General features: G+C 46.1%; 18 protein-coding genes. 7 read left to right on the forward strand and 11 right to left on the reverse strand.

Going from position 1 to position 23,482, the window contains the following annotated elements:
• Positions 1–9 precede the first annotated feature (9 nt).
• Both ACHKAR_RS06110 and ACHKAR_RS06115 read right to left on the reverse strand, forming a co-directional pair.
• Complete coding sequence (locus ACHKAR_RS06110) at positions 10–1,347, reverse strand: vanadium-dependent haloperoxidase (RefSeq protein ID WP_395416604.1); 1,338 nt, start codon at positions 1,345–1,347, stop codon at positions 10–12.
• A gap of 50 nt (positions 1,348–1,397) precedes the next feature.
• Positions 1,398–5,039, reverse strand: coding sequence for a DUF4961 domain-containing protein (locus ACHKAR_RS06115; RefSeq protein ID WP_395416605.1), 3,642 nt, complete (start codon positions 5,037–5,039; stop codon positions 1,398–1,400).
• 230 nt (positions 5,040–5,269) lie between these two features.
• On the opposite strand from ACHKAR_RS06115, the gene ACHKAR_RS06120 reads away from it, so the two are divergent.
• Positions 5,270–6,853 (forward strand): SusF/SusE family outer membrane protein, encoded by a 1,584-nt coding sequence (locus ACHKAR_RS06120; protein ID WP_159584331.1) that lies wholly within the window; start codon positions 5,270–5,272, stop codon positions 6,851–6,853.
• Positions 6,854–7,335: 482 nt separating this feature from the next.
• Here ACHKAR_RS06120 and pruA read toward each other — a convergent pair whose 3' ends face one another.
• Genes pruA through ACHKAR_RS06135 form a run of 3 tightly spaced genes read right to left on the reverse strand, consistent with a single transcriptional unit; the run spans position 7,336 to position 10,097 of the window.
• Positions 7,336–8,967: an L-glutamate gamma-semialdehyde dehydrogenase gene (gene pruA, locus ACHKAR_RS06125; RefSeq protein ID WP_159584329.1), complete on the reverse strand. Its 1,632-nt coding sequence runs from the start codon at positions 8,965–8,967 to the stop codon at positions 7,336–7,338.
• Positions 8,968–9,024: 57 nt separating this feature from the next.
• Positions 9,025–9,714, reverse strand: coding sequence for a YjjG family noncanonical pyrimidine nucleotidase (locus ACHKAR_RS06130; protein ID WP_159584327.1), 690 nt, complete (start codon positions 9,712–9,714; stop codon positions 9,025–9,027).
• Positions 9,714–10,097, reverse strand: coding sequence for an ArsR/SmtB family transcription factor (locus ACHKAR_RS06135; RefSeq protein WP_159584325.1), 384 nt, complete (start codon positions 10,095–10,097; stop codon positions 9,714–9,716). Before ACHKAR_RS06135 ends, ACHKAR_RS06130 begins: the two co-directional genes overlap by 1 nt.
• A gap of 177 nt (positions 10,098–10,274) precedes the next feature.
• Between ACHKAR_RS06135 and ACHKAR_RS06140 the strand changes: the two genes are divergently transcribed.
• A complete protein-coding gene (locus tag ACHKAR_RS06140) occupies positions 10,275–10,868 on the forward strand; it encodes a carboxypeptidase-like regulatory domain-containing protein (protein WP_395416606.1) in 594 nt (197 codons plus the stop codon).
• A gap of 68 nt (positions 10,869–10,936) precedes the next feature.
• Here ACHKAR_RS06140 and ACHKAR_RS06145 read toward each other — a convergent pair whose 3' ends face one another.
• Positions 10,937–12,190, reverse strand: a complete 1,254-nt coding sequence (locus tag ACHKAR_RS06145; RefSeq protein ID WP_395416607.1) for a dipeptidase — start codon at positions 12,188–12,190, stop codon at positions 10,937–10,939.
• Positions 12,191–12,329: 139 nt separating this feature from the next.
• Entirely contained in the window at positions 12,330–13,280 is a 951-nt protein-coding gene (locus ACHKAR_RS06150) for a hypothetical protein (protein WP_159584319.1), read from the reverse strand.
• A 362-nt stretch (positions 13,281–13,642) separates the two neighbouring features.
• On the opposite strand from ACHKAR_RS06150, the gene ACHKAR_RS06155 reads away from it, so the two are divergent.
• Positions 13,643–14,383 (forward strand): hypothetical protein, encoded by a 741-nt coding sequence (locus ACHKAR_RS06155; RefSeq protein ID WP_159584317.1) that lies wholly within the window; start codon positions 13,643–13,645, stop codon positions 14,381–14,383.
• A 52-nt stretch (positions 14,384–14,435) separates the two neighbouring features.
• Here the strand turns inward: ACHKAR_RS06155 and ACHKAR_RS06160 are convergent, their stop codons facing one another.
• Both ACHKAR_RS06160 and ACHKAR_RS06165 read right to left on the reverse strand, forming a co-directional pair.
• Positions 14,436–15,863, reverse strand: a complete 1,428-nt coding sequence (locus tag ACHKAR_RS06160; protein WP_395416608.1) for an aldehyde dehydrogenase — start codon at positions 15,861–15,863, stop codon at positions 14,436–14,438.
• 2 nt (positions 15,864–15,865) lie between these two features.
• A complete protein-coding gene (locus tag ACHKAR_RS06165; protein ID WP_159584313.1) occupies positions 15,866–16,639 on the reverse strand; it encodes an SDR family oxidoreductase in 774 nt (257 codons plus the stop codon).
• Between the two features lie 82 nt (positions 16,640–16,721).
• Between ACHKAR_RS06165 and ACHKAR_RS06170 the strand changes: the two genes are divergently transcribed.
• The 3 genes from ACHKAR_RS06170 to ACHKAR_RS06180 are packed head-to-tail and all read left to right on the forward strand — an operon-like array spanning position 16,722 to position 19,851.
• The gene (locus tag ACHKAR_RS06170; protein ID WP_395416609.1) at positions 16,722–17,252 is read left to right on the forward strand and encodes a 3-hydroxyanthranilate 3,4-dioxygenase; all 531 of its coding nucleotides are present in this window, start codon (positions 16,722–16,724) and stop codon (positions 17,250–17,252) included.
• Positions 17,253–18,530: a kynureninase gene (gene kynU, locus ACHKAR_RS06175; protein WP_395416610.1), complete on the forward strand. Its 1,278-nt coding sequence runs from the start codon at positions 17,253–17,255 to the stop codon at positions 18,528–18,530.
• Entirely contained in the window at positions 18,520–19,851 is a 1,332-nt protein-coding gene (locus ACHKAR_RS06180; RefSeq protein ID WP_395416611.1) for an FAD-dependent oxidoreductase, read from the forward strand. Before kynU ends, ACHKAR_RS06180 begins: the two co-directional genes overlap by 11 nt.
• Here ACHKAR_RS06180 and ACHKAR_RS06185 read toward each other — a convergent pair.
• Positions 19,823–20,269, reverse strand: a complete 447-nt coding sequence (locus tag ACHKAR_RS06185) for a hypothetical protein (protein WP_159584305.1) — start codon at positions 20,267–20,269, stop codon at positions 19,823–19,825. The genes ACHKAR_RS06180 and ACHKAR_RS06185 overlap by 29 nt on opposite strands.
• A gap of 174 nt (positions 20,270–20,443) precedes the next feature.
• On the opposite strand from ACHKAR_RS06185, the gene crtD reads away from it, so the two are divergent.
• The gene (gene crtD / locus ACHKAR_RS06190) at positions 20,444–21,907 is read left to right on the forward strand and encodes a 1-hydroxycarotenoid 3,4-desaturase CrtD (protein WP_395416612.1); all 1,464 of its coding nucleotides are present in this window, start codon (positions 20,444–20,446) and stop codon (positions 21,905–21,907) included.
• Here the strand turns inward: crtD and ACHKAR_RS06195 are convergent.
• Positions 21,891–23,411, reverse strand: a complete 1,521-nt coding sequence (locus tag ACHKAR_RS06195) for a transglycosylase SLT domain-containing protein (RefSeq protein WP_449566850.1) — start codon at positions 23,409–23,411, stop codon at positions 21,891–21,893. The genes crtD and ACHKAR_RS06195 overlap by 17 nt on opposite strands.
• Positions 23,412–23,482 lie beyond the last annotated feature (71 nt).

Genomic DNA, 23,482 nt, shown 5'->3' on the forward strand with positions numbered 1-23,482 from the left:
GTCTTTTGTTTATTTGGTAGCCAGTGCCTTATTGCGCCTGGTCTGAAGGTTTTGTACTACGAAATCTCCCACTTTCTCACCCTGATCTACTCCATTCTCTATGGCCATCATGTAATGAATACCGCCATAGAGCCTGCTGATCGCGGCCTCTTCACTAGCTTCCAGAAATGAATTGAAATCCCGCTGTGGGAGTCCATACTCCATTTCGGTGGTGTCTTCGAAGGAGAAGTTGTCACCATAATAATCGGTAAGTGTAACTGCCGCGGCACGTGAAATCACACTATGTCCACTGGTGTATTCAGGGAAAGGAGGTGTTTGTAGCAGGGGCACCCATTCCTCATCCATGTATTGGTTGATCAGCGTCTCAGGTCTGACTACAATACTTCTCCATTTCTCGTCCCAGCAGCTGATAAAACCATCAAACAGGGCGATGGAAGTTCTTGTGTAAGCTTCCACCGTTTCACTGAAGTTGTTTCCGGCCTTCCGGGTGGCAATGGCCACGATGCCTATCCAGTGCCCTCCGGGGGTGATTTTCTTCGTGGCAAACATTGCATGCCCACGGTGATGTGAAACGTAAGGGTTGCAGTCCCAAAACTTGGCGATCTGGGTGTTCTCTTCATTCTGACCACCTCCTTTTTCATATACTTCGGCCAGCTGACGGTAAAACTCACTGTCTTTGTCCATGGTGAGTTCCAGTGGAGGTACCGGAGGAAACTGATTGGCTGAGTCCAATATGAGGGGTCTGATTTTATTCCAGTGAGGTTCTATCCCTTCCATATAATCTGGTGGCGTTGGCTTCCAGGCATAGGTCTCATTCCTGATCGTATATTTAGGAAAAGTACGGGTCTGTTTGTACATATCGCCATCTGCCCAGGCCATCACATGCTTCGCCACCAGCTCCCCATACGCCAGTGATTTTTCCTTCACAGAAGCCGGGAGACCGTTCTCTTCCAAATTCTTGTATAAATTTTCACGGTAAGCGTCTATTTTATCTTCAGAAAAAATCAAGGCTTTGCCCACTGTGAGAAAGGCATGCAAACTGGCCAACTTATCATTGATGCCAGCAGGTGGTGCCGGAGGTGTGGTAAAATCCGTCACTTGCCCGCCCAGGGAAATCAGGGTATCTGGATTAGAAATTGCAAGCACCTCAAAGGCTGCGATGCTGGAATAACTATAAACCCGGCTAGCCACCGGAGGAGAAAAGATATCATACACGATAACATCCGTCAGCTGCTTCATCGCCCCGCTAAAAGTTTCCGGGTCATTCAATATGGCCTGATAAGCCGTGTTTTCCTTGCAGCCAAAAAATAGAGTAGCTGCCAAAAGGGTCATGAAAAGTTTCTTCATTGTATTTAAAAAAATTAGCTAGTCGGTAAATTTAATGAACTCGCTTACAATTATTTAACAATCACCAACCTAAGGCTCCTGGTCTGATCTGCGCTGACAACCTGCAGGAGATACTGGCCTTCTCTCAAATGTGATAGATCGATGGTCTTACTGCTATCCTGGATCAGAAGAGAGGATAACATTCTCCCGCTCATATCAAACAAGAATAAATTATAAGGTGTGCTCACTTCCCCATCCATGCGAAACTGACCAGTCGTAGGATTAGGGAATATCCGTACTTTGCCCAGGTTTTCCTTCTTCACCCCAAGGGTTTCCCCCTTTTGCGGTGGAGTCACTTTCAGATAGATGTCTCCATTGGCGGCTATGAAGCCTCCTTTAAAATCTCCAGCAGGCCCCGATCCCTTCACGCTGCCATCTGCACTTCTGAAAACTACCGAAATCCAGTAAACAGAATCGGATGCTGCCAATCCGTAATAGTCTCGCATACCAGGTGTATATTTCAGTTCCCACTTGCTTGTTCCGTCTATTTTGGTCATTTGACCAACTCCATCGTCCGCTCCCCAGTTTCCGACTACATTGGAACCAAAAGATGGATTGTCTCCAGGAGTCAATACGGCTCCCGAATGCGCATAAATTTTAGTGGCATTCAGCAGGCCCTGATCACCCAGACTGGCATCAAAAATCAATGACACCTCCTGATTGGTGAAAAATTCAGCCGGATCAAAAGAGACTAATGCCACGTCTGATTGGATTTCCAAAAAAACCAATTCGTTCCTGAACCCCTTCCCGATGTTTTCACCAGCCTCATCTCTGAAATGCATGCCCATGCGGAAGGCCGTAGCTTCCTGACTCAATCCAAAATAAGCACGCGGTGTAAGGGTGATCTGCCACTGATTATCCTGACCCTCTACTTTGGTCATTTCACCTGATCCATCCTCAACCTTATGTGAGAGGTCAGTACCCTTAGGGTCATTGACTACCAAACCAGCGTTCATGAATACTTTTGAAGCACCTACCAGGCCGGCTGTTCCGTCTTTACTCGCTTTGGTCGCATCAAAAATGATGGTGATCTCATCATCCAAACCAAAACTCGAAGGGGAAACGGTCACGGGGTTCTCATAGATTTCTACCACTCCCGGAAAGCCCTCAGATACTCTTTTGTTGGTGTAAATGTAAAATTCACCTGGCTTCAGGGTTTGAGTAGCCGCGGCAGAGGTGACAGAAAACTCATCTCCTCCAAAATAATCAAACCATGCTCCCGTACTCGGAAATTCATAAGTGAGCTCGCCTTCCTCTACCCCAAAATTGCCAATAACCACCACATCCAACTGACCATGCTGGATCGCGATACTCTTTAGTTTACCCCCAAGAGATGCCTCTACATCCCCCACATTGAAGACAGACGGATAGGTAACCCTCAAATGATTGATGGCCGCATAAGCATCATATAGATGTTGCCTCAGGGGGTCTTCGTAAAGCCCCAGGTTACCACTGCCCCAGGGAAGTGGCTTATTTCCAACCCTTCCGTTGAAGTTGATGCTAACATCATAACCCAACTCTCCGAACTGCCACATCATTTTGGGACCCTTCTGCAACATCAGAAATGCCGCCCCCATTTTAGCTCGCTCCAGAGCCACTGCCGTATTTTTTACATCATAATTTCCAGCTTGTAAACCGCCTGACAACATCCCCACCATCTGACGCTCCTCGTCATGGCTCTCCATGTATGACACATGAATGGAGGATGCCGCTCCTGATATGCCCCGCGCATTTCCTTTCAAAGCACTGTCAAAATCTCCATGCACATTTCTCCAAAGCAACATTCCGGCATTACCTAGCTCCGTTTCTTCCTGGGCATCCGCAAAGTGCTCCAGTATCACATAAGAACTCGCATCAACCGCTTTGATTTCATTATTCATCCGCTTGAGGATTGAGATCCTTCCGGGATCATACTGCCCCCAGGCGCCCACATCATCTCCGGTATTATTCTGAGTAAACCCTTTTGATAAGTCAAATCTGTAACCGTCAAAATGATATTCATTGATCCAGTAATTATTCACGGAATCCATAAAGTCCTGAGTGTAGGTGGATGCATGATTGAAATCGTAACCTACATTGAAGGGGTGTTTTGGCACTTGATTGAACCATGGACTGTTGGTCGCAGGCGCATTCAATGTCTCATCCCAGTAGAGCTTCACCAGCGGACACTGGCCATAAGCATGGTTAAGCACCATATCTAATATCACGGCAAAACCTTGCTGGTGTGCCGTTTCAATGAAATGTTTTAGGTCATTTTTGGTGCCATAGTATTTGTCCGGGGCGAAATAATAAACAGGGTTGTATCCCCAACTTTCATTTCCCTCAAACTCCATGATGGGCATCAGCTCAATGGCATTCACACCAATTCTTTTCAAGTAGCCCAGGGTATCAGATAAGTCCTGGTAGCTATGAGAACCCAAAAAATCACGAACCAACAATTCGTAAACCACCAGGTCCTGTTTGGCTGGCCGGCTCCACGTCGATTCAGTCTCGGCCCATACATAAGCCTCTTGTCCTGTCTGCAAAATCGTAGCCATCTGATAGTCGGTCTTGTCATAGCCTGTAGGATCGGGATACAACGCTGCGGGAATGTGTTGGTCGTTCCACGGATCTCCCACTTTATCGGCATAGGGATCTCCTATTTTGATGGTACCATCCACCCAATATTGAAAGACATATTCCTCTCCAGCCGTAAGCCCGGTGAGCTCATACCAGAAAAGCTCTCCATCTGCCGTCTTATTCATCAGGTAATTGTCGGAAGGGGTCCAGTTGTTAAAATCACCAACCACATAGGCAAACTCCTTTCCGGGAGCCTCCAACACCAGAATAGCTGAAGTGGCATCACCATCAACGTAGTTAATTCCTTTTTTGGCTCCAGCCGGCAAAGCCGCCACCGGCGTGGACTGCCTGAGCAATATGTTGACAGTCATCTGGTTTTCCACACTCTGACCGCTGATCGTTGCACTCACCTTGATAGACACTGTCGCGGATTGAGTAGGCGAATAATCGTAAGTGATGGAGGTACCGGAGGAAACGCTCGCTACTTCCACAAAACCCTGACCTTCATCTATCGCCAGTGCCATCGCAGTGACTTCTGCGGAGGCTTCCGCCTCAATTTTCAAGGCCTCACCAGAAGTCAAATACACCTCATCATCTGCCGGGTTTAGAATACTTACATAGAATCCCGCGTCCAGGTTCACATAGATATCCTGATTTCCGGCTACAAAGCCCCAATCATAGGTACCAGGAGAAGCGGTTCCTTTCTTAGTCCCGTCGGCATTTCTAAAGACCATGGCCAGTCTGAAGATAGTAGCTGATGCATCTACCCCGTAGTATTGTCTGGCTGTAGGTGTCAACTTGATCTCCCACTTATCTGTTGCTCCTGCCACTTTTGTCATTTGTCCCACACCATCATCCATGCCCCAGTTACCAATGGCATTGTTCCAGGCGGTTCCATCGGGCGCATCTAATACAACTCCACTGTGCAGATACACCTTTGCCGCGCCTACCAGCTCGCCATTGCCCTGAGTGGCATCAAAGGTTATAGTAATTTCGTCGTCTCCAGAAGGATTGGCTGGAGAAAGGGTAACCATCTGTGCTGACAGAGTAACGGAGGTCAGCAGAATTGCCAGTATTGAAAGGATGCTTTTCATGATTTCTGTTTTATGCCGGCGTAAAATATCCTATTAAAGAGCATTTATCCAAAATCCGTTCGTGGTAAATAGGAACAACCCAAAATGAAAACGATTGCAACAAAAATTGAGAAAAAAAGAAGTGGCAATTCAGATTATTTTTGGCATAATTACATTATTTTCAAATGTTTTTAAGTTTGTAAAAAGGACGAAGAACGTCCGATTGTAGAAGTTTTAACTAATAAAGAAGTATGAAGAAAGTATTATCTAACTTAATCGCACCGGTGGTTATTATGGCAGCCCTCTTCTCCTGTGAAGACGAGATCTCCAATAGCTTCGACGTGCTTGATATTGCTCCGGTCATTGATGAGGTGACCCCCAATGGAAGTGTAAAAATTGGGTCGGAGTTTGATATCGTTATTAAAGCCCATGATGGGGAGAGCTCTCCGCTTGCATCTGTTTCAGCTAAGCTGAAAGATGCTGACGGCAACGAACTGGCAACGAAAAGTGGTACCATGAGCGGAACATCAGGTACTTTCACCTGGGCCGCTGCGGATTTTGGATCCACTGCATTGGACACTGGTGACTATACCATTTCCGTAACAGTAACTGACGTGGCTAACTTATCGGTATCCGGAGACTATTCATTCATCGTTTTCGATTTGCCATTTGATGCCACCTATCCAGAAATGTACATCGCAGGAAACTTCAACAGTTGGGGGGCAGATGCGCTTGAACTTGTTGCTGCCAATACCTGGCAAATCACATCTACCTTAGATGGTGGTGGATGGAAATTCAAAAACACTCCAGACTGGTCAGATATCGACTGGGGGGATAGTGACTGTGATGGTGTAATGGAAGTAGCAACCGGCGGTGGCCCAGATACCAACTGTGGACATACAGGTGAGTCTATCATCACTTTCAACGATAAGACATTGGCATACACAGTGGAGTTGGTAGAGCCTATCGCACAAAACATTACCGGTCTTTATCTTGTAGGATCTTTCAATAACTTCGAAGGTTCAGATGAATACAAATTCAAATTAGATTCTGACAACACCTGGATACTTGCTGAAGTGATTCTCAAGGAAGGTGACGTGCTGAAGTTTGCAGAAGCTGCGGACCTGAGTAAGAAAAACTGGGGTGACAATGAGCCTGATGGCGAAGCTGATCTGTTTGGTAGCTCTATCGTATTGGACAATAGCTACTCTCAGGCCTATTATAAAGTCACCTTTAATGATGCAACGCTTGCTTATCAATTTGACTTTGTGAAATTCCCTTCCATCAGCATCATTGGTAGTGCTACTACAGGCGATGATTCCGGATGGGGAATCGATGTTAAATTGAGAGATTTTGGAAACAACTCGTTCCGTCACGCAATGGGTATTTATGAAGGCGCTTTCAAATTCAGACAGAATGAAAGCTGGGATAACCAGTGGGGTGGATTCACATTCCCTTCAGGTACGGCCACCAAAGGCGGTGGAGATGTGTCCGTTTCACTCGCTCAGGAAGATACCTATATTATCATGTTTAACCCTTCATCTGGCGAAGTGTCATTCACCGCAACTGAGATTGCACTGATCGGTAGCGCAACCGGAGATGATACATGGTCAACAGACATCAACATGACGAGAGATTTGCTCGATCCTGCTGTATGGACACTTAATGTAGATCTGGTAGTAGGTGAAGCCAAGATTAGAACAGATGAGACGTGGGATTATAACTGGGGACCTGACGGGTACGACACTCCAGCAAACTTCAACATCACTGAGGCTGGAAACTACGATGTAACTATTAACATCAATACTGGCGTGGCCTCTTTCGAGAAAAATTAAAGCAACTCTATACCTAACTTATTTACAAGAACCTCCCCGAGTGATCGGGGAGGTTTTTTTGTGTTCAATAGCCAAAATGAACAAGAGCTTTCTACTTTTCAAAAAGCTTTGAATCGTCATTTTTATCGCATTCCTTCACATAAATCCCCTAAAACCTTCATCTAAATACCACATATGCGGTATTTCAGGCGCGGTTCGTTCTGTCTAAATTTACTTTCATAACCAAATCAGTTTTAGCCATGTTATTTTCACTTATCGGACTCGTACTTTTAATCGCCTTTGTGGTGTTGGAAAAGTCATGGTCCACTACGAAAGCTTAAGATTTTTCCACTAGATGGAGGTTGCTATAGCATCTATGAATTTATTCATGGATGATAAGGATCTGGTCAAAACCAGGTGCTCAAAGATGTCAAACAGTTAGAATTCTCTTCAAATCCTCAAAAAAAATGCCAGCCCGATCACTCGGGCTGGCATTTCTATTTCTACTCCTGATCCAAAAACGGATACCGGTAACTTTTTGGTGGTACGAGTGTCTCCTTGATCGTACGGGCGCTTACCCATCTCAGCAAGTTGATACCAGCACCGGCCTTATCGTTGGTACCAGAACCTCTGGCTCCGCCAAATGGCTGTTGCCCTACTACAGCTCCGGTAGGCTTGTCATTGATGTAAAAATTGCCAGCGGCATTTCTGAGCTTTTTAGTGGCCAGTTCTATCGCATACCTGTCTTTGGAGAAAACCGCTCCCGTAAGTGCATAAGGTGATGTCTGATCCACCAGGGTCAGGGTCTCCTCATACTGTTCCGGGTCATACACATAGACCGTCAGCACCGGCCCAAAAATCTCCTCACACATGGTCGTGTATTTTGGATCCTTGGCCAGTAAAACCGTAGGCTCTATAAAGTAACCCACTGAATCGTCATAGTTGCCTCCAAAAAGTACTTCTACATCCGTGTCTTTTTTGGCCCGATCAATGTAGCCAGCTATTTTGTCAAATGATTTTTTGTCGATCACGGCATTCACAAAATTGGAGAAATCTTCCGGACTGCCCATGCTGATCTCCTTCAGGTCAGCGGCCATTTGCTTTTTCACCGCTTCCCAGATATTAGAAGGAATATAAGCTCTTGAAGCCGCACTACACTTTTGTCCCTGAAATTCAAACGCACCTCTGATCAGTCCTGCTGCCACTTCCTGTGGATCCGCTGATTTATGCGCGATCACAAAGTCCTTTCCGCCAGTTTCGCCAACCACCCTTGGGTATGAGCGGTATTTATCAATGTTCTGACCTATGGTTTTCCAAAGGTGTTTAAATACGGCCGTACTTCCGGTAAAATGCAATCCGGCAAAATCCGGGTGGTTAAATACCACATCCCCGGCCACTGGTCCGTCTACATAAATCATGTTGATCACACCATCCGGCAAACCAGCTTCTTTGAACACTTCCATGATCACTTGCGCTGAGTACACCTGGCTGTAGTTGGGTTTCCAAACTACTGTGTTGCCCATCAGTGCTGCTGACGCAGGCAGGTTGCCAGCAATAGCAGTGAAATTGAAAGGTGTAATGGCAAAAACAAACCCTTCCAGAGGACGATACTCCAGTCGGTTCCAGATACCTGGTGAAGACTCAGGCTGATCCATGTAGATCTCCTGCATGAATGCCGCATTGAATCTCAAAAAGTCAATGAACTCACACGCCGCGTCGATCTCCGCCTGGTAGGCATTTTTGGATTGTGCCAGCATAGTGGCTGCATTGATTTTAGCTCTGTAAGGACCTGCCAGCAAATCAGCAGCTTTCAGGAAAATACTTGCTCTCTGTTCCCAGGCCAGGTTTTCCCAGGCCTCCTTGGCATCCAGTGCAGCTTTGATGGCTGCCTCCACGTGTGAAGCATCTCCTTCATGAAAATGACCCAAAACATGCTTATGGTCATATGGAGGGCTCATTTTGATTTTATTGCCGGTACGCACTTCCTTTCCGCCAATGTACATGGGGATATCGCGCTCTTCTTTCCGAGCCAGCTTCACGGCCTTTTTCAATTCCTCACGCTCCGGTGTACCTGGGGCGTAGGTCAGTACCGGTTCGTTGGAGGGCTCTGGTATGTAGTAGTTTCCTTTAGACATAATGTAGTAGTTGTTTATTTTTTGCTCCCGCAAAATTATAAAATAGGAGTAGCTCCTTTATAGTAATCTCATTAATTCTGAAAGTGTTTTGATTTGTAGCTGACAATCTGACTTCACCAGGCCCTTGGGATTGTATAGGAGCGGAGTGATCCCCGCGTTTCTCGCACCTATAATATCCGTGCTATGATTGTCGCCGATCATCAGTGTGGTGCTCACGTGGGCATTGACTTCCTTCACGGCATGATCGAAAATCTCCCGTGATGGCTTTTTATGACCCGTAGTTTCAGAGGTAAATACATGCGAAAAATACTTGTCCAGGCCACAAGCCTCCAGCTTAATGGACTGCACATCATCAAAACCATTGGTGACCACACTCAGATGGTACCGCTTGCTCAGATAGTCCAGAATCATAGTGGCATCTGCTATGGTGGCCTTTTGCCGAGGACAATTGAATAAAAAATACTCACTCATCTCTTCGGTCTTTTCAAAATCAGGCGCCCCACACTTCGCCATCACCTTTCTGAATCGCTGGGTTCTGATTTCGTCCCGGTCTATGTTGCCCTGATTGTATTGTTGCCAGAGTGTGTCATTGGTTTTAAAGAACACTTCTGTGAAACGCTCCGGTCCAAAAACAATCTCTCGCTGCAGCTCAAACTGCTGATACAAATCACTGAGCACCTTGCGGGCATTGAGGTCATAGTCCCAAAGCGTATGGTCCAGGTCAAAAAAAATATGGGTGAATTTCATTATTTCCTATAATCTTTTGCGGCTAACTTGTTAATCGCCAGCTCCCTGTTGGAATTCATGGTATTGTAGACTTCCTGATCTCGCTGAAGCTGAAGATCCTTATTGAGAAAATCAAATATCTGCGAAACCATGTCGTAAACTTCGTCTTTGATACTATAAAAGACCCACTGATCCTTTTTTGTTGCGTTGACCAGCCCGGAATTTTTCAGATAACCAATATGGCGCGAGGTTTTCGTCTGTGTATAGTCCAGGATGGCCTCCAGATCAGAGACAGCCAGCTCATCATTCTTGAATAACAAGTGAATAATCCTGACTCTCGCTTCGTCTCCAAAGGCCTTGAAAATCTGAGTGCCGTAGTTTAGACTAAAATTCTTTAATCGCATATTCTTAGTCGGTTATCCCCAAAAAACATTTTCATCAGTACCTTTGACGGGTATAGTTATTTAAAGCTCCTAGAAATATAGCTTTTAAACAACTTTTCCCGTTAGACCTTTATTAATATAGAAAGTATAAGTTTCAAGGGTTTGCTAAAATATTTCATTTACATATTCTCCTTTTTTTTGACCGTCGGCGCATTGGTGGCTCAGTCGGATACTCCAGTCAAAAGGAACATCATCCAATTTACCGGAGTGGTCCTTGCACCCGACAGTAACTCTGTGATCCCAGGAGTACACGTATACGTACCCACAGCCGGTCGCGGGACTACTACCAACCCATACGGTTTTTTCTCACTCCCTGTTCTGGAAGGAGACAGTCTGGTCTTTAGTGCTGTAGGGTTTAAGCGTCAATTCTATATTGTGCCTGAGCATAAGGAAAGCACCAGCCTGAAAGTACTCATCACCATGCAAGAAGATGTGACGCTGCTGAGTGAGGTGGAAGTTTTTCCCTATCCTACAGAAGCCATGTTTAAAGAAGCCATTCTTTCTCTGGAGACGCCCTATCAAAAGCAATATAACAACCTGAACGCCTGGCTTTCGAGTGACTACATGAGCAGCGCCTATGCTGATCTGCCAGCCAGTCCCAATGCCAACCACCAGTATTATATGCAGATGCAAATGCAGGCCATTCAGAATAAATATCAGACCCCTCAAAACAACCTGCTCAATCCCTGGGCCTGGTCTAAGTTTATAAACTCCCTCAAAAAGGGAAACTGACAGGCCTTAAAACAAAATTGCCCGGATGACCCGGGCAACTTCTAAATAGTTTAATGGATAATCAGTCATTAAATCCCCTGAATAGACTCAGCTATTTTAATCACTTCATTCCACACACGGAAAGTATTTTTATAGCAGATCTTGGCTATGTCCTCCTCTGTATATCCTCTTTTCAATAATTCATAGATCACATTGGGAAACATCGATACATCTTTGAGGCCCTTTGGCAGGCTGTCGCCCACGCCATCAAAATCAGAACCAAAGCCCACAAAATCGATGCCTGCGATCTCCACCACATTATCGATGTGATCAGCCACGATTTTCACGTCTGCATACACGTCATTGTCCTCTGAGTATTTTTTAGCAAAAGCTTTATAGGCAGAATCACTTCTCGAAAGCCCGGTCTCAGCACGGTAATTGGTCATCACAGAATCCATGGCATCATATTTATCCCTGGACTCCTTTGACAGGAATGTTGAGCCAAAGTTGATGTGGATCACCCCACCTTTAGCCGCCAGGTCTTTGATCATCTGATCGGACATGTTTCTGTGAAATCCAGGTGTGAACTTTCTGCAAGATGAATGCGAAGCAATCAACGGAGCTTTGCTCAGTCTGAGTGCATCATAGAAAGCACTGTCTGTCACGTGAGAAATGTCCACCATGATGCCCAAGCGATTCATTTCGGCGATTACCTGCTCTCCAAACGGGCTCACACCATTCCAGGTGTATGTAGTGTCGTAAGACGAATCACTGATCTGGTTGTCTATAGAGTGGGTAAGCGTGATGTACCGGATTCCCTTGTTGAAGAAATACTCCACATTGGCCAGGTCGTCCTCAATAGGTGCGCCATTTTCCATACCCAAAGGCAGGGAAATGAGCCCCTTGTCAAAATTGGCCTGGATATCAGCCGGTGTATTGGCCAGGGCAAACTTGTCCGGAAAAGCAGTCGCTACATTTTGTGTCATCTCTATGAGCGAATCCGCAAACGCTTTGGCTCCACCTTTGACATAATAAGATGAGGGTATGTAGATCGACATAAAGGGTGCATCCAGCCCGCCTTCTTTGGCCTTCGGGTAGTCAAAGTTGCCCTCTGTCTCCACGGACACGTCTTCCACCTTTTTCTTGAGCATGAAGCCCTTCACTTCCATGCGATAGGGAAGGTCCACATGGCCATCCACAATAATATTTTGTTTGGCCAATGCTGTCGCATAGGCCATGACCTCCTCGTCGGTCATGTCAGCTACGGCCTTTTTAACCTCCGCAGGCTTTGCGCAGGCAAAAGCAAGGAGTGTGAGTAGCAATAATTTGGAGAAATTCAACATAGGATGATGTTTGTTTTTTGGTTTATAAAACCCTGATTGAGTTATTTGGGGCTAAAAGTACACAGTCGCAGTATTAAATAAAAAAACCCTCCCGGATAGCTATCCGGGAGGGTTTTATGATTCTGTTAAATTCTAGAAATTAGTTAGCCTCTAACTGAGCTAAAATATCTAATTCGATATAGTCATTAGACTCAAAGCCAGGCTCTATTTCAGAAACAAGGATGAGACCTTTAACTCCATCAACCGTTTCAAAAGCCAATACAGTTCCTTCAGTCAATCCAGTAATTACCCCATTTGCATCCAATGTTCCCGCCTCAAACGCAGCATCAATATCAGCATAAGTGGACACTTCATTAAACTGTGAAGCCGTAAGTGTGGTCGTTTTCAATACTGTTGCATTTTTGGTATTCCAACCTTCCACCTGTGAAGCAAATACAGTCGACTCGAAACCTTTAGGTGAAGCGATGGAAGCGTTTTCAGAATTACCGTAGTAATAACCAAAATCAATCAATGGAGAAATTGCCTCAGTAGTTGAGTTCACTTCTGACTTAGAGTACAGTTCTCCAGTGCTCACACTAAAAAAGTTTTCATTTGTAAAGTCTCCGCTAGGGGCAAGAAGTTTCTTGCTTGCGTAAATTCTCGCCTCAGGAGAGTTAACAACCACCTCGATCTCGGTAGTTGAAGTCTGATCTTTGTCATCTACTACTTCAAATTCGTAAGTAATTGTAGATCCAACGTCTTCTGCTTCGATCTCAGTAGCACGTGAGTCCGTTACCACGGCCACACCAGCATCTACGCTTAGGTCCAGTCGGGTGTACTCAGCCAATTTGGTAGCAGTACCACCATCTTTAGACGCATATACTCTGTATACATTGAATCCACCTTCAGCATTGATGCTCACATTGAACACTACCTCATCACCAGGCACCACATTCAACGGGCTGGTAGCGGCTGTCCCATTCACTGTAGTAGCTACAGCAATGGTCGGCACTGCTGGTGCTGGAGTTTCTTCGTCTCCGCCGCAGCTGTATAAAAAGGCCATTGATGCCACTGCACCGTAAATCATTAGATTTTTAAATACGTTTTTCATTTGTTCAATTTTAAGTTTGAGTTTTTAATTTTAGACGATTACTAGTTAAATCAGGACAAATCTAAGATAGTTTCACTTCATAATTTCAATAAAACCGCCGGTCACCAACAAATACTCGTCGGAATGCTAACCATTCTCTTTCGATAGTGTTTGATCTACCCCTGTGACACTTATTAGAGGAATAACGTTGGAATGATGGTGAATATTGATAAATTCATAGATTCATTGACTTGATGTATTATTTTTAATATTTTACAGGGGTGTTTTAGCGAGAATAAAATCACGTTGTAGAGACAAGTGCATTGTGATTTTAAAAAAATGTGACATTTTTGTATTTTAACCGAATAACCTAAAATTCTACTATGACCGATCCTATATCACCAAGTTTGCTTGAAGCCTGGAATACTTACGGGCAATATCTAGCCTATGCAATAGCTGGTGTTGGTGTTTTGATCTTGTTAGGTCATTACCTGAAATTATTAACCACCACAGATGCTAAATCGAAATACGATTATATCAATATGCATGAAATCAACCTCCTTTGGTATGGTTTTCTGCTGATTCTGATCGGTGCGTCACTGTATGCAAACACCCTAAGAGCTAATACCACCTGGTTGTGGTTCTTTGTTTGGATTTTTGTGACCCTCATGGTCTCCATGATCGTGGGAGTAGTTATCCAAAATGTGTTGAAGTTCTACTATCCTTTCTTCATCGAAAAGAGGTTGAAAAAATTGAGGTTCACACCAAGAATTTCTCCTGATGGTCGCAAAATGAAGCTGCTGAGTGAAGAGGAAGAGGATGTATATCTGGATGAAGGTATGCAAGCTGAGGAAGACGCCTTTTCAGTGGACTATGATGTGTGGGTAGATGAGGTTTCGGGATATACCAAAATAGAAAAATACAATGGTAGACTACACGCACTGCAGTGCTCAGAGTGTAACTACCAGACCCTGAAAATAGACAGAGAAGAAGTGGTGCAAGAGGCCACTACTACTGAAGAGGGCGAATTGATGAAATATTATACTTGTGGATACTGTGGACACAAAGAGCGTAAGTCATTCAGCATCTCCAAGTTGAGGTCTGAAGAAGAGACTACGGCATAATCCAACAATCTTAAGAATCAAAGCCCTTTCATCCAGAAAGGGCTTTTTTTCTCTATAGTTTCACGCAGATATTTTGTGGTTCGGTGAAAAACCGCAAAGCCTCACTTCCCCCTTCGCGCCCGACGCCTGATGATTTCATCCCTCCAAATGGGGTTCTCAGGTCACGGAGCATCCAACAGTTGATCCATATAATTCCGGATTTGATCTGATGCGCCACCGCATGGGCACGCTTCAGGTTCTCCGTCCAAATCACGGCCGCTAATCCATACGGTGTGGAATTGGCCTTGCTGATCACATCCGCTTCATCAGAGAATGGCATGAGTGTCACCACCGGCCCAAAAACCTCCTCCTGATTGATCTGACAGTATTCATCCAGCCCCTCGATGACCGTGGGCTCATAATAGTAGCCATTCATCAAAGTGATTCGGCTTCCACCCGCCAGCACTTTCCCACCATCTGTTCTGGCTTTGCTCACATAGGAGTCTACTTTTTCTAAATGATCGTGGGATACCAATGCGCCAAGATCCACCTCTGTAGCTGGATCACCTACTTTGAGTGCTTTCACCCGCTCCACAAAGGCCGCCTTGAACTGCTCATAAATTCCCTTCTGAATAAAAATTCGTGATCCGCAAAGGCAAATCTCCCCCTGGTTGGTAAAAGAACTTTCGACGGTAGTTTGCACCGCTTCTTCAAAGTTGCAGTCATCGAATACCACTACAGGGTTCTTGCCCCCGAGCTCCAGAGACACTTTCTTGAATTGTCTGGCCGCAGCCTGACCAATGATACGACCTGTCTGAGTGCCTCCCGTAAAGGAAATGGCTTTTACCTCTGCATGATCTACCAGCAACTGGCCAATCTCAGCTCCCCTGCCATGCAGCACATTCAATACCCCAGGTGGCAATCCAGCTTCATTAGCTAGTTGACATAGTAAAAAAGCAGTGTATGGCGTGACTTCTGAGGGCTTGGCGATCACGCAATTTCCGGCGGCCAGCGCCGGTGCTATTTTCCAGGTAAATAAATAAAGCGGCAGGTTCCATGGTGAGATACACCCAACCACCCCCAGTGGAGCCCGCCTTGTATAATTGACCGCATGGCCTTCCATGACATGAGCTTCGGTAGATTCATTGATGATCGCCGAAGCAAAAAACCGAAAATTGGCTTCTGCCCGGGGGATATCTACCCTCCTGGCCAGAGCAACCGGTTTGCCATTGTCCTGGCTCTCAGCCCTGGCCAGGGCTTCCAGATTTTCATCTATCAAATCAGCCAGTCTGTGAAGAATTTTGGAGCGCTGGGCCAGCGTCTTTCGCGACCACTCGTGAAAAGCTCCTGACGCGGCGCTCACCGCCACTTCAAGATCTTTGGCAGATGAGTTGGCAATCTTCGCGAAGACCTCCCCCACAGCCGGGTTGATGTTGTCCAGGTACTGACCGCTTTTAGGTTTGTGAAACTCGCCACCAATGAAATTATCTATGACTATCATACTTATAATGATCCAGTTCGTCCTCCGTCTACAGGAATGCTCACCCCGGTGATATACGAAGCCTTGTCCGAAGCCAGAAAAGCTGCCAGCGCTCCCAACTCGTCAGGTTGTCCGAACCTGCCGGCAGGAATACCGCTCCGCATGGCCGCTGCAGTTTGCTCTTCAGAGATGCCTTTTTTCTCAGCTGTATTACTAATAATGGCCTCCAGTCTGGTGGTTTCCACAGCGCCTGGCAGTATATTATTCACCGTAATCCCATGGGGAGCCACTTCATTCGAGAGGGTCTTGGCCCATGAGGCCATCGCACCACGCGTGGTATTACTCACACCAAGCCCCGTAATGGGGATTTTCACGCTGGTGGAAATGACATTGATGAACCTTCCGAAACCTTTTTCTTTCATGGCTGGCAATGCCGCTTGCATGAGTTGGTGACTAGCATGCAGGTGCATGCTGAAAGCCCGCTCAAAATCCTCCCAGGTAGCCTCAGAAACCGGACCCGGAGGTGGCCCACCGGTGTTATTCACCACTATATCCACCTGCTTTTCACGAATGTGCTGGGCCAAGCGATCCACATCTCCCTGCCGGGACAGGTCTGCCACAACGCTGGTATGACCAGTACCTTTCAGGTTGCTGAGCTGAGCCTGGAGTTCCTCTTCATTGCGGGCTACCAAAATCACTTTTGCACCCTCTGCAGCCAGGGCTTCGGCGATTGCCGCTCCTATTCCCTTAGATCCTCCACACACCAGTGCATATTTGCTATTTAGATTCAGGTTCATTGTTTTAAAACTTTCTTTAGTGGGTCAGGTATTATTTATAACTTTTCACCGTCTAAAGTAATTAATAAAAAAACCAAAGGCCATGGCAATTCAAAGACCCTTTAATCTGCAGGAATGGATAGACAATAACCGTGACCTGCTGAAACCGCCGGTGGGTAATAAAAACCTCTATGCCGATGCGGGTGATTACATTGTAATGATCGTGGGTGGCCCGAATGCCAGAAAAGACTTTCACTACAATGAAACCGAGGAGTTGTTCTTCCAGCTGGAAGGCGACATCATCGTGAAAATACAGGAAGATGGGCAGGCAGTAGATATTCCGATCAAAGCCGGAGAGATGTTCCTCCTCCCTGCCAAAGTGCCCCATTCGCCCATTCGATCAGAAGGATCTGTCGGGCTGGTCATAGAGCGAAAAAGAAAACCAGAGCACACGGATGGACTGATGTGGTTTTGTGATGCGTGCAATCACAAGCTACACGACACTTACTTTCATCTGACGAACATCGAAAAGGACTTTCTACCCCGATTCAGAGAGTTTTATAATGCCGAAGAGAAGAGAACGTGCCCCAATTGTGGAAGCATAATGCAAACTGACCCGAGATTTACAGACTAAATGACTTATCAAAACACCCCGGATTTTGCGAAAACGCAAGATCAAAAAGACCCACTGAGCAGGTTTAGAAAAGAGTATCATATTCCTAAAAAGAATAACAAAGAGGTTATTTATTTCTGTGGGAATTCTCTCGGGCTACAGCCAAAAAGAACTGAAAGTTTTATCCAAAACGAGCTCCAGTCCTGGAAAGAGCATGGTGTGGAAGGGCACTTTGATGGGGATAGGCCCTGGGCCGAGTATCACCATTTTTCCAAGAAATCCCTGGCTCGACTGGTGGGTGGCCTGGAAGAAGAGGTGGTCTGCATGAATAACCTGACTACCAATCTGCATTTGCTATTGGCTTCCTTTTACCAACCTGATGGCAAGCGGGTGAAAGTCATGATTGAAGGTGGGGCGTTCCCCTCGGATCATTATGCCGTGGAGTCTCACATGGAGCACCTGGGGGTCAGCCCCAAAGAACATTTAATTGTACTCCAACCTGCCGATGGTAAAACATTCAGAACCGAGGAAATCACTGAGGCCATCCTGAAACGTGGTGATGAACTGGCCTTGATCCTGTTTCCCGGTGTACAGTATTACTCGGGGCAGTACTTCGATATGAAAGCCATTTCCGAAACCGCCCATCAGGTAGGAGCCTTTGCGGGATTTGACCTGGCACACGCCATGGGTAACCTGCCTATGAACCTTCATGATGAAAACATTGATTTCGCGGCATGGTGCAGCTATAAATACCTCAATTCGGGGCCTGGAGGTGTTTCTGGCATTTTCATTCACCAGCGGCATTGTTCTGATCCGAATTTTCCAAAATTAAAGGGTTGGTGGGGCCACGACCATAACACCCGGTTCAACATGGATAACCAGTTTGTGCCCAACCCCGGAGTGGATGCCTGGATGTTGAGCAATAGCAACGTGATCTCCACTGCGGCTCATCATGCGTCATTAGAACTATTCGATGAAGCAGGAATGGCAGCACTTCGGAAAAAAAGCCTCTCCCTAACCGGATACCTGGAATACCTCCTGTCTTCAGATGACCTCATCAGCAGAAACATTGACATTCTCACCCCGACTGACCCAGAAGCCAGAGGATGTCAGCTCTCGGTATTTATCGCCAAAAATGGAAAACAGATTTACGATGGACTGATCGCCCAGGGGGTGATCCTGGACTGGCGGGAACCTAATGTGATCCGAGTGGCGCCCACGCCTATGTACAACACGTTCAGTGAGGTCTACGAATTTTGTCAAATACTCAAGGCCCTCGTCATCATTTATGGAGCATAAGGAGATCAGTATTTTAGGAGCTGGCCTGGTGGGTTCACTGCTGGCAGCGTTGCTTTCGCAAAAAGGCTTCGGGGTAGATGTATTTGAGATGCGCGGAGATCCCAGGTCTCAGAAAATAGGTGAGGGACGATCTATCAACCTGGCGCTCAGTCATCGGGGAATCACCGCTCTGAAACGAGCAGGGGTTTTTGAAAAAATAGAACCTGCGCTCATTCCCATGATGGGTAGAATGATCCACGACCTCAAAGGAAATCTCAACTTTCAGTCCTATGGCCGGGCCAGTCAGCATATCAACTCTGTCTCCCGATCAGGGCTGAACAACATCCTGATTGATCACGCAGAATCTCATGGGGTCAACTTCCATTTTGATCACAAATGCAGCCAGGTAGATCTTGAGAGCGTGGCTATGGATTTTGATGACCCCTCAGTCCGCTCCGTTTCATCTGAAGTGCTCATAGGGGCAGACGGTGCTTTTTCCATGTTGAGAAGAGCCCTGGAAAAAACAGATCGGTTCAATTTTCACCAGCACTACATCGAACACGGGTACAAAGAGCTCCACATCCCTGCCGTCAATGGCACGTTTGCCATGGAACCCAACAACCTCCACATTTGGCCCAGAGGTAGCTTCATGCTCATTGCACTCCCCAACCCGGACTGCTCTTTCACCTGTACCTTATTCTTTCCATTCGAAGGGGACCTTTCATTTGATAGCCTAAAAGATGATGCCTCGGTTTTACAGTTTTTCGAGACCTATTTTCAGGATGTGCTTCCCCTCATCCCGGATCTGGTAGCTCAATTTCAAACAAATCCTACAGCCTCTCTGGTGACTATAAAAACAAGTCCCTGGGTAAAAAACAGGAGCCTCCTGATCGGAGATGCCAGCCACGCCATTGTGCCCTTTTACGGGCAGGGGATGAATGCTGGATTTGAAGATTGCCGTCTGTTTATGGAATGGGGAGAAAAGCTCAAGTTTGACTGGGATAAGTTGTTGCCTTATTTCTCCAATCACCGGAAAGCAGACGCAGATGCCATCGCCGACCTGGCGATGAAAAATTTTGTGGAAATGCGGGACAAGGTGGCCGATGAGCGATTTGTCGCCATCAAAAAATTAGAATCCAGACTACAAGAGGCTTACCCCGATAGCTGGATTCCATTATATTCAATGGTCACATTCAGTGACATCCCTTATTCAAAAGCCAAAAAACTGGGTGAATTGCAAGAGCAAATCATGAGGGCACTACCTGACGATTTTGACCCTATGAGTCATCCGCTGGTGCCTATCATTGAATCATTTAATGCTCTAAAGAAAGACGTTCTGTAAGCATCTCTATTGTCTCCTGCTCTACATCTGAAATACCATCTGCGGCATTGGCAAACAGGTACATCGACTCCAGAACAAACTCTTTATCCGTGCGGCTGTCACTGATATGGTTTTTAAGGGCATTCAGAAACTTCTTTTGCCACTTCTCTATATTGTCAAGCAGGTATCTGAACTCCGTACGAAACGACTGCTCCAATCTCTCCAGGTCCGGATCACCCAGGCCATCACCATACTCCATGGCCAGACCCTTGGCCAGGCGGAGGACACCATCCCACTCACCTTTGTCCAGCACTCCATCGCACATGCACACGATCAGGGAAGGGTAAAGATTTAGGATATACGTAAACTGATCGAGCGTCAGGTCAATATTTCGTACCTTTTTATACTCGTCTAGAAGTTGCTCAACTTGTGTTTTCATTAATTTCTCAGGGAATAACATGGGCGATTAGGGCTAAGTTAAAATAAAGGATTTAATTGTAAATACGATTAGGTGGGAAGTTGTAACCATTTTTATGGTTATTCCACTTTTTTTTATCACTTTTTTTAGTTATTAGAGAAATGAACAGATCTTACCCTGGAGGGTTGTAACGCTATGTCATACAAAGTGGGAATTATTGGCTCCGGGGTGGCGGGACTGGCCAGTGCTATAAGGTTGGCCATAGCGGGTCACCATGTGGAGGTATTTGAGGCCAACGCGTATCCTGGTGGTAAGCTGTCCGAAATCAAACTGGGGGCCTATCGTTTTGATGCTGGCCCTTCGCTCCTCACGCTTCCGTCACTCATCGACGAGCTGTTTGAACTTGCCGGGGAGAACCCCGCGCAATATTTCACCTACCAAAAGCTGGAGATCAACTGTGAATACTTTTTCCCGGATGGGGTGAATATATCTGCGCATGCCGATCAGGAAAAACTCATTGAAGAAATTATTCAGAATACCGCCGAGCGACCCGAAAATGTGCGAAAAGCATTGACCAAAAGCCAACTTCTGTATGAACACCTGAGCGAACTGTTCATGTTTAGTTCTTTACAGGATCCCAAAACCTTCGTCTCCCGACATGCTTTTAAGGCCTACAGGAAGCTCCATCGGTTGGGGTTTTTCCAAACCATGAATGGCGCCAATGCATCCACCTTTGACGATCCCCGGATCACTCAGATGTTTAACAGGTACGCCACCTACAACGGCTCATCCCCATATAAAACACCAGCCACCATGAACATTATTCCACACCTGGAAATGTCTCTTGGGGCTTACTTTCCAGCGGGCGGTATGCATAGCATCACGCTCGCGCTGTATAGCCTGGCAAAAAGGCTGGGAGTGATCTTTCACTTTAACCAGCCCGTGGAGCGAATTTTGATCGAAAAGGGTCATGTAAAAGGGCTGATGACAGGAGGACTGAGCCTGGACTTTGACCGGCTCGTTTCCAATATGGACATTGTGAACTCCTACCGCAAGCTGATGCCGGACCTCAAAGCACCAAAGTTTCTGCTAAACCAACCCAAATCGAGCTCAGCCCTAATATTTTACTGGGGTATAGGCAAGAAATTTTCTCAACTTGATCTTCATAACATTTTATTCAGTAGAGACTACAAAGCCGAGTTCGAGCATATTTTCCAAAGAGGGGCCATCTTTAATGACCCCACGGTCTACATAAATATCACCTCGAGGTATCAGCCATCGGATGCACCGGAGCACGGCGAAAACTGGTTCACAATGATTAACGTACCCAACAACCAGAGTCAGAATTGGGAAGAACTGATCACTGAGGCAAGAAAAAACATACTGGATAAGATCACAGCAACTCTGGGGGAAGACATTGCACCGCTCATCGAAGTGGAGGAAATACTGGATCCACGTACCATTGAATCAAAAACGAGCTCAGCACAGGGCGCCCTGTATGGAAATAGCTCTAATAATCTTTTTGCTGCCTTCCTCAGACATGCCAACAAAAGCAGACGAGTGAAGGGGCTCTACTTTTGCGGAGGCAGTGTGCACCCCGGTGGGGGAATTCCCATGAGTTTATCTTCAGCCAAACTGGTGGCTAAATATTTTCGCTAGGTACTGGTGATTCCGCTTCGACCTCCAGACCTTCCGGGAAAAGTATCTTGTAGTTTTTGAAAATTGATAAGATGGTGGTGACGTAGGTGACGGGCTCTATGCCCCTGCAGTAGCCAAATTGCACCACAGGATCATTGAAATAATTACTGTTCGATTTTTTCAGCAGGTATTCCTTCACATCCTCCCAAAGCTGGGGATTGCCATCATATTTTTCCGTTAGTCTGATGGCATCCATCACATGACCATGACCCACGTTGTAGGCCGCCAGGATAAATTTCACCCGCTCCAAAGGATCGATGATCACATCAGAAAAGTAGGATTGAAGCCATTTGATGTGCTGAGTGCCGGCATAGAGGTTTTGGACAGGATCCTCGAGCATGGTCACATTATATTCTTCTGCGGTGGTCGGGAGGAGCTGTAGCAAGCCCACTGCACCAGCCCATGACTCGGCATTGGGGTCAAATCTTGATTCCTTATAAATCTGAGCCGCCAAAAGCCTCCAGTCCCACTCCAGTTCTGCGGCTGAGCGTTTGATTAAAGAATCATATGGAGAAAGTTTGCCTCCGCCCAGGGAATAGTATTCACTTTGAGTCCGCTTCAGAGAAGCCTTCCTGCTCTTGAAGTATTTATTGTAAATGGTATAATACTCAGAAGTTCTCCTCATTTCGATAATCCAGGCATTCAAAGCTGAAAGTAATTGGTCGCCATTTTTTCGAACCCCCCAGGCAATTTGAGTAGGGAAGCTCACGGCAGTCCTGATGTCCAGATTGGGATAGTAGGTGGAATTAACCAACGCTATGTCCTCTTCTGCCACGGTAAAGTCAATTTCGCCTTCTGCTACCTTTCGGATGATGGCCTCAGTCTCCACTTCAGGTGAGTCTTCGATAATGATGATGTCGTCCCCAATCTCGTTAGACAGGTTTTGTAGGCGATCAAAATAGGATGAATGATGCCGAACCACCACTTCTTTCCCTATGAGCTCAACCGGATTTCTAATGAGTTGCTTTTCGATTTCATGGAGTTTCATTTTTCGCCAATTATCTGGCTTACGCTGGATCAGGACCATCTTCACCAGGTTGTGATAATGCGTAAAGGCAATGCGTTTTTTTCTGTCTTTAGTGACCGTAAGGTTATAGGCCAGGACATCTCCTTCTCCAGCATTCAGCTTTCGGAAGCCCTCCTCCAGGCTTGGGGTAACATTGATACGAAGCTCCAGTCCCTGAGATTTGGCAAAAGCCTTGAGGAGCTCATACTCATAGCCCATGGTATTGCCCCGGTAAATGAAAAGTCCTGTGGAGCTATTGTCCATGATGGCCGTGATGTAGCCACGCTCTTTGATCTTATCCAGATCTAAATCCACTATTTTTTCTGGAGGTTCGCTGTTGGGATCCTTTTCTTTCTTACTACTGCTGGATGTGGTACAAGCAGTCATCAGTAGCCAGAAAACCAGGCCAGTAACAAGAAAGCCAATCTTATGTATTTGATTTCTTTTCAATGTTCCCATTTAAATTGGAACAGAATATACAAGAAATCTGACGATTGCCCATCCCATTTCTCGACGGATGGGGGTTGTTT

It is taken from the genome of Marinoscillum luteum (assembly GCF_044005705.1).
In the GTDB taxonomy this organism is placed as follows: domain Bacteria; phylum Bacteroidota; class Bacteroidia; order Cytophagales; family Cyclobacteriaceae; genus Marinoscillum; species Marinoscillum luteum.